The sequence below is a fragment of the Moritella sp. 36 genome (genome assembly GCF_018219415.1).
In the GTDB taxonomy this organism is placed as follows: domain Bacteria; phylum Pseudomonadota; class Gammaproteobacteria; order Enterobacterales; family Moritellaceae; genus Moritella.
Window position 1 is genome coordinate 4943325 of record NZ_CP056120.1, and the last position, 16159, is coordinate 4959483.

Here is a 16159-nt window from a genome sequence, read left to right on the forward strand (position 1 = left end):
ATATGAAAACATTACTTACCAGCTCAATCACATTAGCATTGGGTCTTGCTGCAGGTACTTGGTTTAGTACACAAGCAACAACGAATACAACTAGCGCAGAACTAGAGGTCCTGTATTGGGTAGCCCCAATGGATGCCAATTACCGCCGCGATAAACCAGGTCAATCGCCGATGGGGATGGATTTAGTCCCTGTATATGCCGAGCAAACGCAAAATACCACAGCCCAAGAGCCGCTGTACTGGGTTGCCCCCATGGATGCCAATTACCGCCGCGATAAACCCGGTCAATCACCGATGGGCATGGATTTAATTCCAGTATACAAAGATGCTTCAACAGAAAACGATGCAGGCTTAGTGACCATTTCATCACGTGTAGAAAATAATTTAGGCGTACGAACACAAACGGCACAACGTCGCCCTTTTGTTACCCAAATTAATACCGTTGGTATGCTGGAATTTAATCAAAATTCGTTATGGCAAATCAATAGTCGTGTGTCTGGTTGGGTTGATAAACTCTACATCAATAATACCGGTGAGTTCGTCACAAAAGGACAACCACTATTAACCCTATATTCACCAGAGCTAATTAAAGCGCAAGAAGAGTTACTCAACACACTTAGTATCGGTAATAAAACCCTCATCACATCAGCAAAACATCGTTTATCCGCATTAGGAATTAACCAAACACAGATTAAGCAGCTCACGCGTACTAAAAAAGTGATCCAAAATGTCACTATATCAGCCCCTGAATCCGGTTATATAACTGAACTTGCGATCCGTGAAGGCGCTTATATCACCCCTTCAGCGCAGATAATAGAAGCCGGATTATTAACAGAAATATGGTTACAAGCCGAAATTTTTGAATCTCAAGCAGATCAAGTACAAGTTGGTGACAAGGCTAAAATGCAAGTAGATAGTTTCCCTGGAAAAATCTGGTTGGGTGAAGTGGATTATATTTACCCGGAATTAAATGCAGCAACCCGTACCCTAAAAGTCAGAATAAAAATAGCCAATCCTGATGAGCAATTAAAACCAAACATGTTTGCAACGTTAACACTTAGCAGCCAACAGCAGACCAGCGTAATCCAAGTACCACGTGAAGCCATCATCCGCTCAGGTACATTGGACCGTATCGTACTAGCAAAAGGTAACGGCCAATATCAATCAATCAAAATCACCTTAGGTAGAGAGTCCGCAGGTTATGTTGAGGTTTTAGCTGGGCTTAAAGATGGCGATAACGTGGTTACTAGTGCGCAATTCTTGTTGGACTCAGAATCAAGCTTAACCGCAGATTTCAGCCGTATTGGTCCGCCAACAACGAGCAGTAAGAACGGTATGGCAATGGACCATAGCTCGATGAATATGGACAGCATGGACGATAATGCGATGTCAAAAAAGACAAAACCCGCAATTGAAGATGATTTAGCTTGGTTAGACTTTGATGACGCAGGAGAGCTGTAATGATCAAAAAAATAATTGAATGGTCGATACACAATCGTGTCATGGTATTGCTGGCCACCTTAGTCATACTTATCTACGGTAGTTTTGTGGTCAAAAATACGCCGATTGATGCCATCCCAGATCTCTCCGATGTACAGGTTATCATTAAAACCAGCTATCCAGGGCAAGCACCGCAAGTCGTTGAAGACCAGGTCACCTATCCGCTGACAACAGCGATGTTATCGGTGCCGGGTGCAAAAACAGTACGCGGTTACTCTTTCTTTGGTGACTCTTATGTTTACGTTATCTTTGATGATGGTACCGACATGTACTGGGCCAGATCACGTGTTTTAGAATATTTATCGCAAGTAACGCCCAATCTACCCAGCACTGCTAAACCAGCACTGGGCCCTGATGCAACAGGTGTGGGCTGGGTATATTCGTACGCACTTACTGATACCAGTGGTAATCACGATTTAAGCCAGCTTCGCAGTATCCAAGATTGGTTTTTAAAATATGAATTACAGACCGTACCCGGTGTATCGGAAGTCGCTACTGTCGGCGGTATGGTTAAGCAATATCAGATCAGTGTAAACCCAGATAAACTACGCAGTTACCAGATCCCATTATCATTAATCACTAACGCGATTAAACGGGGTAATCAGGAAGCGGGAGCAAGCGTCATCGAAATGGCTGAAGCCGAATACATGGTGCGTGCGAATGGTTATATCAGCTCAATCGATGACTTAAAAAGTATCCCTTTAAAACTCAGTAATACAGGCGCTCCCTTATTATTAGATGATGTCGCTGATATAGTCCTAGGCCCACAAATGCGTCGTGGCGTTTCCGAACTAAACGGTGAAGGTGAAGTCGTTGGTGGCATTATCGTCATGCGTTACAGTGAAAATGCCCGTGACGTTATTGCTGCAGTCAAAGACAAACTACAAACATTACAAGCTTCACTACCAGAAGGTGTTGAAATTGTTCCTACCTATGATCGATCAACATTAATCGATAATGCAGTCGAAAATCTTTACCTGAAATTATTGGAAGAATTCCTTGTCGTTATTGTGGTTTGTGCATTATTCCTATTCCATATTCGCAGCTCATTAGTCGTATTAGTCAGTTTACCCATAGGTATTCTCGTTGCCTTCATCGTGATGTCATGGCAAGGAATCAATGCCAATATCATGTCACTGGGTGGGATCGCGATAGCCATTGGCGCCATGGTCGATGGAGCTATTGTAATGGTCGAAAACGTCCATAAACATATTGAGAAAACGCCTTTAACTGATAAAAACCGTTGGCAGATCATCAGTAAAGCGGCTGCAGAAGTCGGGCCGGCATTATTCTTTTCGTTACTAATCATTACTTTCAGCTTTGTCCCCGTATTCGTACTGGAAGGCCAAGAAGGTAAAATGTTTGCCCCGCTCGCCTTTACTAAAACTTATGCGATGGCGGCATCAGCTGGACTCGCAGTCACCTTAGTACCTATTTTAATGGGCTACTTTATACGCGGTAAGGTTTTACCTGAACATAAAAACCCAATCAACCGCGGTTTAATCGCATTATACCGTCCGGTATTGGCATTCTCTCTCAAAGCACCAGTACTGCTACTTTGTATCGTTATTGGCCTTGTTGCTGTCGGTTTTTATCCCGTCAATAAGATCGGTAGTGAATTTATTCCACCGCTTGATGAAGGTGACCTCATGTATATGCCAACCACCTACCCCGGCATCAGCATAGGTAAAGCCAGAGAGTTATTACAGCAAACCAATAAGTTAATCAAAACAGTGCCCGAAGTAGAGCGCGTATGGGGTAAAGCAGGTCGCGCCGAAACCGCAACCGATGCAGCACCATTAACCATGATTGAAACCTTCATCACTTTAAAACCAAAAGCACAGTGGCGAGAAGGGGTTACCTCTGAGAGTTTGCGTCAAGAACTTGATAAGTTAGTCCAATTTCCAGGCTTAACCAACGCTTGGGTAATGCCAATCAAAACCCGTATTGACATGTTAGCCACTGGTATAAAAACGCCGATTGGTATCAAGATCGCGGGTGAAAAGCTCATCGAAATTGAAAAGATCGGTAAACAGATAGAAAAAATCTTACTTAAGGTACCTGGTACCGCATCCGCTTATGCTGAGCGTGTGGTTGGCGGACGTTATGTGAAAATTGATATCAAGCGTGAAAACGCGGCGCGCTATGGACTGAATATTGCTGATGTACAAGCAGTCATATCTACAGCGGTAGGCGGCGTTAACGTCACTCAAACCATTGAAGGATTGGAACGTTACCCGGTAAACATTCGTTACCCTCAGTCTTATCGAGACAGTATTGAGCAAATGAAATTATTACCCCTGATAACACCACTTGGTGCAAGAATCGCCTTAAGTGATGTCGCAAATATCTATGTCGAAGACGGTGCACCTATGATAAAAACCGAAAATTCACGCCCTAATGGTTGGATTTATGTGGATATCGAAGGCCGAGATCTCGGCTCTTATGTGGTCGATGCCCAGCAAGCGGTGGCCGAGCAGTTAGTATTACCCGCAGGGTATTCAATTACCTGGTCGGGACAATACGAATATATGCAACGTGCCAAAGACACCCTATCCGTGGTGATCCCAGCAACGCTCGCAATTATCGTGCTATTACTGTATCTCGCCTTTAGACGTGTGGGCGAAGTATTGCTGATCCTCGGAACACTGCCATTAGCCATGGTTGGTGGTATCTGGTTATTATATTTACTCAACTACAATTTCTCGATCGCCGTCGGGGTTGGTTTTATCGCCCTCGCAGGTGTCTCTGTCGAAATCGGCGTCATAATGCTCGTTTATTTAAACCAATCGTTAGCAAGCGCACAAGCTGCGGGTAACTTCACTAAAGCCAAATTACAGCAAGCTGTGATGGATGGCGCAGGCTTACGTGTCCGTCCAATTATGATGACAGTGGCAACCGTGATCATCGGCTTAATCCCAATTATGTATGGTGACGGCACGGGTTCACAGGTAATGCAACGCATTGCCGCACCTATGATTGGAGGCATGGCATCAGCGATCATTCTGACACTATTAGTATTACCTGCGTCTTTCTACCTGTGGAAATCAATCAGCTTAAAGTCCCAGATGATTGATATAAAGGAAGCAACACATCAAAAAAAATCATAAAGCATTCCGCCTTAATTGCGACTAGTTGATCGTCATTAATTTATTAAGCTGCAGTAGTGCACGCTGCAGCCTAATAACCCACGATATAAATTATTATCTGAACCTCCCCCCTTATTTAGCTTTCACACCGTCCCCTCTGAATAGCGCACTGTTTAGACCTAATATATGTACGTTATCGCATGGTTAAATAAGGTGTGTTTTTTACAAATAACCCCACCTTAGATCAACCATTGACGGATGAAATCTGTTAATATTTAGCTAATCTAGTTAAATTTGGAAATAAAATGGCTACTGAAACTCTAAGAATTGCAACCCGTAAAAGCCCATTAGCAATGTGGCAAGCTGAATATGTAAAAGCACGTTTAGAAGCGATTCATCAAAACCTTACCGTTGAATTAATCCCAATGGTAACCAAGGGTGACATCATTTTAGATACGCCTTTAGCAAAAGTGGGTGGTAAAGGTCTTTTTGTAAAAGAGCTAGAAATAGCAATGCTTGAAGATCGCGCCGATATCGCCGTGCATTCCATGAAAGATGTGCCAGTTGCATTTCCAGAAGGTTTAGGCTTAGAAGTTATTTGTAAACGTGAAGATCCACGTGATGCATTTGTTTCAAATACTTACCGTCAAATTGAAGAACTACCACCAGGTGCAATCGTTGGTACATGTAGTTTACGCCGTCAATGCCAGTTGAGTGAAGCGCGTCCAGATCTAAAAATTATGGACCTACGTGGCAACGTAAATACACGTTTAAACAAGCTCGATAATAAAAATTATGATGCAATAATTTTAGCGGCCGCTGGATTAAAACGTCTGGATATGGAATACCGTATTGCCAGCTACATTGAACCAGAGCAAAGCCTACCAGCAGTAGGACAAGGTGCTGTTGGCATTGAATGTCGCACTACTGATGAACGTGTAAAAGCATTATTAGCGCCATTAAATGATGCCCTAACCAGTGATCGTGTGCTTGCCGAACGTGCAATGAACTTGGCGCTTGAAGGTGGTTGCCAGGTACCAATCGGTAGTTACGCGCTAATCGACGGTGATGAATTATGGCTACGTGGACTGGTTGGTAAACCTGACGGCACTGAAGTAATTCGCGCTGAAATCCGTGGTGACCGTAAAGATGCACGCCAGCTGGGACTAACACTTGCAGATAAATTACTGGCACAAGGTGCAAAAGAAATTTTAGCGGCTGTTTATAATAACGCAGACGCATGAAAATCAGGGCGCTAATCACTCGCCCACGCGTTAAAGGCGAGCAACTCGCTCGTCAAATTGAGGCAGCTAATGGGGCTGCCTTATGTTGTCCGTTTATCGATATATCCGCAGGACAGCAATTTAATAAAGTCAGTTCATTACTGGAAAAATTACAGCCTGATGACTATATTATTGCCATAAGCGATAATGCTGTAAATTATGCTAATAGCAGTTTAATACAAGAAAATAAGACCTGGCCACAACATATCAATTACATAGCCGTAGGTCCAACAACAGCACTGCGCTGGAAAAAACACGGTATAAATCACGCCAAAATACCCCAAACACATGATAGCGAAGGGGTGTTAAAACTACTTACTAATACGGCCGTAGAACACAAAAACATTGTTATTCTACGCGGTAATGGGGGTCGAGAGACGATGGCAGAAGATCTAATAAAACGCTCGGCTAACGTGACATATTGTGAAGTTTATCAACGTACTTCCCCCTACTACGAACCTGAGTTGTTGATTAATAAGTGGCAACAATTCGCCATTAATAGTGTTATTATCACTAGCGGTGAAATTCTGGGTAACCTAATAAAAACGATACCCTACACAGCGTTACCTTGGGTGCTAAACTTACACTTTATTGTTCCTAGCCAACGAATAGCAGCACTTGCTCATGCGTTAGGAATAGAACACGTCACCATTGCTAGTGGTGCATCAAATAATTCATTATTTAATGCTGTTAAGCAATTGGATATGCAGATAGGAATAAGCTAAATGACCGACAAGAAAAAAAACAGTCAAAATGCCAATACCAAAACAACCAACAAAGGCATTGTTGATTCATCAGACACGATTACAACGGAAGGTAAACCTGCAAGTAAAGCGGGTATTGTCACTGGTGCGGTGGCGATCCTATTAACGCTAGGCCTTAGCGCAGGTCTCTATTATCATAGCCATCAGCACAACCAACTGCAGCAACAAGTGTTAACAAAACTACAAACACAGTTGCAAGATCAAAAAGACATACAACAATCATTACGTCAGCAGCTAAGCGAAGACAAAGAAACTGTAGCCAGCCAATTAAAGAAAACGACGCAACAGCTTAGCCAGATCCAAGACAGTGAAAAGCTAACCGCGGCACAACTCGAAACCGTACAACTCGCGGTAGCGAACCTTAAAATGCGTAATCCTAATGAATGGATGCTCGCAGAAGCTGAATACTTAATTCGTATCGCAGGTCGAAAAATAGCCCTAGAACAAGATATTGATACCAGCTTAGCCTTATTATCATCTGCCAGTCGTCGTTTAACACAATTAAATGATCCGAGCTTATTACCATTACGCAAAGTGATTGAACAAGATATTGCCACACTGACTAAATTACCCCGTATTGATCATGATGGGTTAGCACTGAAACTCGCGATTCAAGCAGAACAAGTGGATAATCTCGTATTAGCAGGCCTTACTCGTCCTGAAATCGTGAAAACAGACAGTACATTATCAAGTAATAGTTCAGACTGGAAAGCGAATCTCACCAAGTCATGGCAGTCTTTCAGCGATAACTTTATCACTATCCGTCGCCAAGATAATTCAGTTGACGCCCTGTTATCACCACAAGCAGCTTGGTATTTAACTGAAAATTTAAAAACACAATTGTTACAAGCAGAACTCGCAATATATCGTCAAGATCAAGCTAAATTTAAGCATGCACTGAAAACAGCACAAACTTGGATTAAGCGTTACTACGATGTAAATCAACCCACAGCAAAAAGTATGCTGGCGAGTCTTGATACATTGAGCAAAGCAACGATTACAACGAAATACCCTGCAAAACTAAACAGTGCAGTACTGATCCAGACAACCATCAGAGATCGTAAAATCAACGCATTAGCCAATAGCACAAGCACAAAATAAACGGAGGCAGATAAAATGGTCAGATTTATAGTATTAATCGCGCTGCTTCTTGCAGGTGCAATCGGTGCCCCATATTTAATGGGCAATAAAGGTTATGTGATGATTGCAGCTGGCGACTACGTCATCGATGCAACCGTCAGTAGTGCCGTCGTGATGGTGATTGCTTTCTACTTTACTTTATTAGGGTTTGAAGCATTAATCAATAAACTGACTCACAGCCTAGGTTGGTTTAATCGCTATCATCAAGCTCGCGCTAAAATACAAACAGAAAAAGGCATTTTAGCATTAGCCAGTGGCGACTTTAAAAAAGCAGAAACGTTAACTTTAAAAGCGGCCAAAAAAGCACAAGTACCCGTGTTAAATTACCTTGCCGCAGCGCAATCTGCACAAGGTCTTGGCAACGAGAAAAAACGTGATGAGTATTTATTATTAGCACATAAGAATGCAGATAAAAATATCCTTGCGGTCGAGATAACAAAAGCTAAGTTGCAAATTGAGCAGCAGCAATTTGAACAAGCATTTGCATTACTATCCGCGTTACATGATAAACATCCAAAGCATAAGGTAGTGCTAACGATGTTTAAAGCTGTCTGTATTGAAAGAAAAGAATGGGGACAATTACTCACGCTTATTCCAGCATTACAAAAACAAAAATTACTTACCTCAGCCGAAGCTGATGAACTACGTAAGCATAGTCATTTCCAACATTTAGGTGAAGTAGCCAAACAACAAGGTAGCACTGGATTACTTGATACCTGGAGCTCACTACCAAAAGCACTTAAACATGATGGCCGTTATCTAGCAGAAACAGTTAACCTGTTAATAGGACGTAACGACCACCAGTCAGCTTATCTACTGCTGATGGACGCATTAAGCAATGAACTGTATCCAGAACTGATCAGCCTAACACCCAAATTAAATCTTGGTGATTACCATGCGCTCATCGAACGTCTTAAGCGTCTGCAGAACACGCGTGAAGGCTCAGGTTTATTAGCGGTATGTATTGGTCAGTTAATGGTAAAAGAAGGTCGTTGGAGCGAAGCTGTAGAAGAGTTAAGCCAAGGTATCAGTCAATCGCCGTCTACTTCTGCGTATAGTGCACTAGCACACGCTTACGAAAAATTAGGTCTCGTTAATGATGCAAATATGACGTACAAAAAAAGCTTAAGTTATCATCAACAATCTTAATCTAGTTGTGCATAACTAAGCCTGTATGATATTTAAAATAATAAAAAGCCGTAACATCTGTTACGGCTTTTTTAATCCGAATACATTCATTATCAATTAAATGAATTCAAATGCATCCCCATATAAATGTTCTTTAACACCTAGCGGTGCAAAGTCAGTACGCGCTGCACCAGCCATTTCAAAACGACCAGCAATATAAACATCACATGCGGCTAAATCAGCAACATCTTCCATCACGACTTTATGCACCTGGCCAACTTTACCAGACCATTGCTCTGGTGCCGTTTCAACAACAGGAATGAAAGTTACCTGTGGATGCGCGTCAGCTAATTCTTGTGCTAGCGAAAATGCATATAAATGCGATGCTTCACGCGCACCCCAATATAATGAAATAGGACGTTGGTTAACTTCTACCGCACGCTCTAAAATTGATTTAGTATAAGAAAAACCAGTACCGCCAGCAATCAATACTAAAGGACGATCTGAGTCTTCTCTTAAACCAGCATTACCGCCTGGCAGTTCAACTTCCACAGAACCTGTTTTTAGTCTTTCCACAACTTGCATCGCATATGAATTTTGCTCTGATGCACCAATGTGTAATTCTAAAACATCATCATTACTTGGGTTTGAAGCAATAGAAAATGGGCGCTTGTCGTCTTCTGCCATAACTACCATTAGATATTGTCCAGCCTGAAACTCAACCTTCTGCTCTGGCTTTAGTTTCACGTTAAATACAGTATCTGTATACGACTCTAACAACGTCACTTCACACTTAATTCTTAACATACATTCCCTTTCAATCTCAATCTCTGACAAGCACGAATTTTTATGATCTAACTCATTTATATCACAAAATCCCTAATTCGTCCCATAAATCATCGACTCGCTGCTTAACCTTCTCATCCATCACAATTGGTTCGCCCCATTCGCGATCTGTCTCGCCAGGCCACTTATTGGTTGCATCCATGCCCATTTTAGAGCCGAGCCCAGATACCGGAGATGCAAAATCTAAATAATCAATTGGTGTATGTTCAATCATTGTCGTATCGCGAGCTGGGTCCATGCGGGTCGTAATTGCCCAAATCACATCATTCCAATCACGCGCATTAATATCATCATCACAGACGATCACGAATTTGGTATACATGAACTGACGTAGGAATGACCATACCCCCAGCATCACGCGCTTTGCATGACCTGGATATTGTTTCTTAATTGTCACTACAGCCATTCGATAAGAGCAACCTTCTGGCGGTAAATAAAAATCAACAATTTCAGGATATTGTTTTTGTAAAATAGGCACAAAGACTTCATTCAACGCTACTCCCAATACCGCAGGTTCATCTGCAGGACGGCCTGTATAGGTAGAATGATAAATAGCATCTTTACGCATCGTAATGTGCGTAACCGTAAATACAGGAAAAGAATCAGTCTCGTTATAGTAACCAGTATGATCACCATAAGGACCTTCCTCTGCCATCTCGCCCGGCGCGATATAACCTTCTAAGATAATTTCAGCACCTGCTGGCACTTCAAGGTCATTGGAAATTGATTTAACTACTTCAGTACGACTACCACGTAATAAACCTGCAAAAGCATATTCAGATAACGTATCTGGAACCGGCGTTACGGCACCTAAAATTGTCGCAGGATCAGCACCTAGCGCCACAGATACAGGGTAGTTTTCACCAGGGTTTAGTTCTTGGAATTCTTTAAAATCCAGTGCACCACCACGATGAGATAACCAACGCATAATTAATTTGTTTTTACTCAGTACTTGCTGACGATAAATACCTAAATTCTGACGTTTTTTATAAGGACCTTGGGTGATCGTTAAACCCCAAGTAATTAATGGCGCAACGTCTCCAGGCCAGCAATGCTGAATAGGGATCTGACTTAAATCAACATCATCACCTGTTAACACTATTTCTTGGCAGGGTGCTTTACGCAGCCTTTTGGTGGGCATATTCAGTACCTGTTTAAATATCGGTACTTTTTCCATTAACTCTTTAAAACCTTTTGGTGGCTCAGGTTCTTTTAAATAAGATAACCATTCACCCACTTCACGCAGTTCACTGACGCTTTCACGACCCATGCCCATAGCAACACGATCGGGTGTACCAAACAGGTTCCCCAATACCGGCATAGTATGGCCTTTCGGATTTTCAAATAATAATGCCGGACCGCCTGCTTTTAATGTGCGATCGCAAATTTCCGTCATTTCCAAATACGGGTCAATTTCTTGATGAATACGTTTTAATTCGCCTTTGCTTTCAAGTAAGGCAATAAAGTCTCTCAGATCTTTATATTTCATAAACAATTCCACGCTATTTTTTGAAAAAAAAACGCCACACACTTGTTATAAAACAAAATGTATGGCGTTTATTTTAAATATTAATCACAGACAGTTAACTTAAGCGATTATGATTTTTGCTTCTTCATTGCTTCGAAGAATTGATCATTCGTTTTCGTCATAGCCAGTTTATCAATCAGGAATTCCATCGCATCAATCTCACCCATTGGGTGCACGATTTTACGTAGGATCCACATTTTCTGTAGCTCAGCTTTATCTGCTAACAGTTCTTCACGACGCGTACCTGAACGAGTAAAGTCAATCGCAGGATAAACACGACGTTCTGCAATTTTACGATTAAGGTGTAACTCTTGGTTACCAGTACCTTTAAATTCTTCGTAAATTACTTCGTCCATTTTCGAACCAGTATCAATCAATGCTGTTGCGATGATAGTTAAAGAACCACCTTCTTCAACGTTACGAGCTGCGCCGAAGAAACGTTTTGGACGATGTAAGGCATTAGCATCAACACCACCAGATAAGATCTTACCTGATGATGGCGTTACCGTATTGTAAGCACGTGCTAGACGCGTTACAGAATCAAGTAGGATGATCACGTCTTTCTTGTGCTCGACAAGACGTTTCGCTTTTTCGATCATCATTTCCGCAACTTGTACATGTCGGTTAGCAGGTTCATCAAATGTTGAAGCAATTACTTCACCACGAACCAAACGCTGCATCTCTGTTACTTCTTCCGGACGTTCATCGATAAGCAGAACCATCAATGTCGCGTCAGGATGATTTAACGCAATCGAAGAGGCAATGTTTTGTAATAGCATTGTTTTACCAGCTTTCGGTGGTGCCACAATTAAACCACGCTGACCTTTACCAATCGGTGCACTTAAATCAAGAATACGCGCAGTGATATCTTCGGTACTGCCATTACCACGTTCTAAACGAAGACGTTCATTTGGATGGATTGGAGTAAGGTTTTCAAAGAGGATTTTATTACGAGAGTTTTCAGGACGGTCAAAGTTAACTTGGTCAATCTTTAACAAGGCAAAATATCGTTCGCCATCTTTTGGCGGGCGGATTTTACCACCAACGGTATCACCCGTTCGCAAGTTAAAGCGACGGATCTGACTTGGCGAGACATAAATATCATCAGGACCGGCAAGATAAGAGCTGTCTGCTGAACGCAAGAAACCAAAGCCATCCTGCAAAATCTCTAAAACACCATTACCAAAAATGTCTTCGCCGCTTTTTGCGTGAGCTTTTAAGATAGAAAAAATGATGTCTTGTTTTCTTAAGCGAGCCAGATTTTCTAGACCCATAGATTCGCCCAGTTTTACAAGTTCAGAAACTGGTGTGTTTTTTAATTCGGTTAAATTCATAATGATGAGTTCGAGCTTATGCAACCTTTGCGTAACGGAATGTCAACCAAGGATAAGTATTTGAATCAATGATCGAGTGTGTGAGCCATTAACTAAGTAATGAATCGATAATTTGAGTTATTAAATCAATGATTGGATCATTGATTATGATACCTGATTCGGCACGTAGAACAATAAACGAACAATGAAATTAGCATTTATAATTTTATTCGTCCACTGAATAATAGCATACTGGCGAGATTAAAAAACAAAATCTCGTCAGTATTTTACATACTACAAGTTTTCGTCTAGAAAACTTTGAAGTTGCGCTTTTGATAATGCGCCAACTTTAGTTGCCGCAACAGCACCGTTTTTAAATAACAATAAAGTCGGGATACCACGGATACCAAATTTAGGTGGCGTACCTGAATTTTGATCGATATTTAATTTACCGATAGTTACTTTACCTGCGTACTCTTCAGCAACTTCGCTTAAGATCGGTGCGATCATTTTGCAAGGTCCACACCACTCAGCCCAGAAATCAACGAGTACAGGTAATTCTGAATTTAACACATCCATATCGAAAGCAGCATCAGTTAGCTGAATAATTTTGTCGCTCATTTATAACTCCAATAAAAAATAATTTTGTTACTACATATATGTGGCACTCATTGCCCTATTTCAATAGATTTAAGTTCTTAATGCAAGCTTAACCTGATATGCTAAATAAATGAGCAAAAAACATCTTACAGAACATAAGTTCTCCCAGTTTGGCCTTAATGCCGACGTACTTTCTGGGTTAGAAGCTTCAGGCTTCGAATATTGTACACCAATTCAAGCGCTTAGCTTGCCATTTGCCATCCAAGGTAAAGATGTAGCTGGTCAAGCACAGACTGGTACAGGCAAAACTATCGCATTTTTGGCCGCTATTTTTCATCATTTATTGAAAACCAAACCAGTCGAAGATCGTCCAAAAAATAAGCCTCGCGCTATTATTTTAGCGCCAACACGCGAACTTGCAATTCAAATTCATAAAGATGCGTTACCAATAGCCAAAGAAACAGGCCTTAAAATGGGCTTGGTTTATGGTGGTGAGAGCTACGATATTCAACGTGAAAACCTTGAAAAAGGTGTAGATATCATCATTGGTACTGTTGGTCGTATCATTGATTTTGAAAAACAAAGAGCAATGGATTTATCGGGTGTTGAAGCATTAGTATTAGATGAAGCAGATCGTATGCTAGATCAAGGCTTCATTAAAGATATTCGCTATTTAATGCGTAAAATGCCTGAACCAAAACAGCGTCTAAACTTACTGTTTTCTGCGACCTTTACTTGGGATATTCGTGAATTAGCTTATCAGCACATGAACGAACCAGAAGAAGTTACTGTAGAAGCAGAAAAAGTAACAGGCAGCAGTATTACTCAAGAGCTATTCCACCCGTCAAATGATGACAAAATGGCTTTATTACAAACGTTAATTGAAGAAGAATGGCCAGAACGTGCCATTGTATTTGCCAATACTAAGCATAAATGTGAGGATATCTGGGGCCACTTGGCAGCAGATAAACATCGCGTAGGTTTATTAACGGGTGATATTCCTCAGAAAAAACGTAATAGTATTCTAGAACAATTCACTCAAGGTAAATTAGACATTCTTGTCGCGACGGACGTTGCAGCACGTGGTCTACACATTCCAGCTGTAAGTCATGTATTTAACTACGATTTACCCGATAATTGTGGTGATTACGTACACCGTATTGGCCGTACCGGTCGTGCTGGTGCAAAAGGTCATTCAATTAGTTTCGCTTGTGAAAAATATATTTATAATTTACCCGCGATTGAAGAATACATTGAACATACGATCCCTGTTTGTCATTACGATAAAGCCGCATTATTAACTGACTTACCACGACCGATCCACACTAAACGTGCTCGTCCAGGTAATTCAAGATCAATGAATGATCGTAACAAAACGCGTCGTACTGGCCAACGTCAGCATAATACGCATAACAAAACCCATTAATTAAATAGTTTGTTTATAGATAAAGTGATTAGTGTGAGTAAAAAAAGTTCGTCAAATTTATATGCCGTAATTGACCTCGGTTCAAACAGCTTTCATATGCTGGTCGTTCGTGAAGTTAACAATAGCCTACAAACTGTTGCTAAAGTGAAGCGTAAAGTAAGACTTGCTGCTGGCCTTGATGCAGAAAATAACCTCAACCAAGCAGCACTTCTGCGCGGTTGGGATTGTTTAAGTTTGTTTGCTGAGCAGCTACAAGACATTCCTGCCGAGAACATTCGGATTGTTGGTACAGCTACATTGCGCTTAGCAAAAAATGTAGCTGTATTTCTTGCTACGGCAGAAAAAATATTGGCACATCCGGTAAACATTATTTCCGGTGAACAAGAAGCTGCACTTATCTACAAAGGCGTTGCCTATACCAGCAGTGGCCAAGGCAATCGTTTAGTGGTCGATATCGGTGGCGCAAGTACTGAACTCATTATTGGTGAACAAGCACAAGCAAAGCTACTTTATAGCTTTAAGATGGGTTGTGTTACTTGGTTAAATAATTATTTTTCTGATGGTAAACTCAATCAGCACAACTTTACGCAAGCAATTAATGCAGCAAAAGCGGTCTTGACCCCTCAGCTAGAAAAGTATTTAACCATTGGGTGGAATACGTGTATCGGTGCTTCAGGTACAATCCAAGCGTTACAAGAAATTATGGTCGCGCAAGGTGAGAACGAGCAGATAACACTAGCGAAATTACACTGTATTCAGCAGCAAGCGATTGCCTGTGGTGATATTGAAAACTTGAATATCAATGGCTTAACAACAGATAGAAAACCAGTATTCACAAGCGGCTTGGCTATTCTTACCGCGCTATTTGAAAGTCTAGAAATCAATAATATGTTTTTAGCTGGCGGTGCGTTAAGAGAAGCCGTTATTTACGAAATGACCGGACTGCGTGCAAGTCACAATGTACGTCAACAAACGGTAAATAGCTTGATGGTAAAGCATCAACTGGATCTGGGGCAAGCTGAACGGGTTAAAAGTACAGCATTAAAAGCATTTGACCAACTAAAGGTGACGATTTCAGAAGACGATACCCAAGCAGGACCTTTACTTGCTTATGTCAGTTCTTTACATGAGATCGGCTTATCGATTGATTATAAGAAAGCACCACAACACGCGGCCTATATAATCGATAACACAGATATGCTTGGTTTTACTAAAGCCCAGAAGCAATTACTTTCGGTGTTATTGATTAACCAACGTGATGAATTAAATTTATCTTTGTTAGCACAACAATCAGCAATCAGTTACGCAAGTGCGTTACTACTTTGTCGTATTTTAAGAGTATCATACACGCTAGCCTTACGACGTACTGATGGTACAATCCCAGAGTTTTCACTCACTCTTGCTGAAGGAAATACATTAACAATTACCTTGCCAACACAATGGTTAGCGCAGCATCCATTACGCGCAGCCGCATTAGCATCAGAGTTAGAATTACAAGCTAAGCATAATTTAGTGTTAGAAGTTCAAGAAAAGTAATAGATAA

12 protein-coding genes are annotated in these 16159 nt (G+C 41.3%); 8 read left to right on the plus strand and 4 right to left on the minus strand.

Annotation, left to right across the window (positions count from 1 at the left end; all coding sequences use genetic code 11):
* Positions 1-2 precede the first annotated feature (2 nt).
* The 6 genes from HWV03_RS22105 to HWV03_RS22130 all read left to right on the plus strand — a co-directional run bounded on the left by HWV03_RS22105 (position 3) and on the right by HWV03_RS22130 (position 8924).
* A complete protein-coding gene (locus HWV03_RS22105; RefSeq protein ID WP_211677937.1) occupies positions 3-1460 on the plus strand; it encodes an efflux RND transporter periplasmic adaptor subunit in 1458 nt (485 codons plus the stop codon).
* Positions 1460-4609 carry an efflux RND transporter permease subunit gene (locus tag HWV03_RS22110; RefSeq protein WP_211677938.1) on the plus strand — a complete coding sequence of 1050 codons (3150 nt, stop codon included), beginning with the start codon at positions 1460-1462 and terminating at the stop codon, positions 4607-4609. The genes HWV03_RS22105 and HWV03_RS22110 overlap by 1 nt, the downstream gene beginning before the upstream one ends.
* A gap of 284 nt (positions 4610-4893) precedes the next feature.
* Positions 4894-5832, plus strand: a complete 939-nt coding sequence (gene hemC, locus HWV03_RS22115) for a hydroxymethylbilane synthase (protein WP_211677939.1) — start codon at positions 4894-4896, stop codon at positions 5830-5832.
* A complete protein-coding gene (locus HWV03_RS22120; RefSeq protein WP_211673491.1) occupies positions 5829-6596 on the plus strand; it encodes a uroporphyrinogen-III synthase in 768 nt (255 codons plus the stop codon). Before hemC ends, HWV03_RS22120 begins: the two co-directional genes overlap by 4 nt.
* Positions 6597-7736: a uroporphyrinogen-III C-methyltransferase gene (locus HWV03_RS22125; protein WP_211677940.1), complete on the plus strand. Its 1140-nt coding sequence runs from the start codon at positions 6597-6599 to the stop codon at positions 7734-7736.
* Between the two features lie 15 nt (positions 7737-7751).
* The gene (locus HWV03_RS22130) at positions 7752-8924 is read left to right on the plus strand and encodes a heme biosynthesis HemY N-terminal domain-containing protein (protein WP_211677941.1); all 1173 of its coding nucleotides are present in this window, start codon (positions 7752-7754) and stop codon (positions 8922-8924) included.
* 96 nt (positions 8925-9020) lie between these two features.
* Here the strand turns inward: HWV03_RS22130 and fre are convergent, their stop codons facing one another.
* From fre to trxA, 4 genes are all read right to left on the minus strand, one after another.
* Positions 9021-9710 (minus strand): NAD(P)H-flavin reductase, encoded by a 690-nt coding sequence (fre, locus tag HWV03_RS22135; RefSeq protein ID WP_211677942.1) that lies wholly within the window; start codon positions 9708-9710, stop codon positions 9021-9023.
* A 61-nt stretch (positions 9711-9771) separates the two neighbouring features.
* Positions 9772-11238, minus strand: a complete 1467-nt coding sequence (gene ubiD / locus HWV03_RS22140; protein ID WP_211677943.1) for a 4-hydroxy-3-polyprenylbenzoate decarboxylase — start codon at positions 11236-11238, stop codon at positions 9772-9774.
* Between the two features lie 107 nt (positions 11239-11345).
* Positions 11346-12611: a transcription termination factor Rho gene (gene rho / locus HWV03_RS22145; RefSeq protein ID WP_211677944.1), complete on the minus strand. Its 1266-nt coding sequence runs from the start codon at positions 12609-12611 to the stop codon at positions 11346-11348.
* A gap of 273 nt (positions 12612-12884) precedes the next feature.
* Positions 12885-13211, minus strand: coding sequence for a thioredoxin TrxA (gene trxA, locus HWV03_RS22150; RefSeq protein WP_045108539.1), 327 nt, complete (start codon positions 13209-13211; stop codon positions 12885-12887).
* Between the two features lie 109 nt (positions 13212-13320).
* On the opposite strand from trxA, the gene rhlB reads away from it, so the two are divergent.
* Both rhlB and gppA read left to right on the plus strand, forming a co-directional pair.
* Positions 13321-14616 (plus strand): ATP-dependent RNA helicase RhlB, encoded by a 1296-nt coding sequence (gene rhlB, locus HWV03_RS22155; protein WP_211677945.1) that lies wholly within the window; start codon positions 13321-13323, stop codon positions 14614-14616.
* 33 nt (positions 14617-14649) lie between these two features.
* Positions 14650-16152: a guanosine-5'-triphosphate,3'-diphosphate diphosphatase gene (gppA, locus tag HWV03_RS22160; protein WP_211677946.1), complete on the plus strand. Its 1503-nt coding sequence runs from the start codon at positions 14650-14652 to the stop codon at positions 16150-16152.
* The last annotated feature ends 7 nt before the right edge of the window (positions 16153-16159 follow it).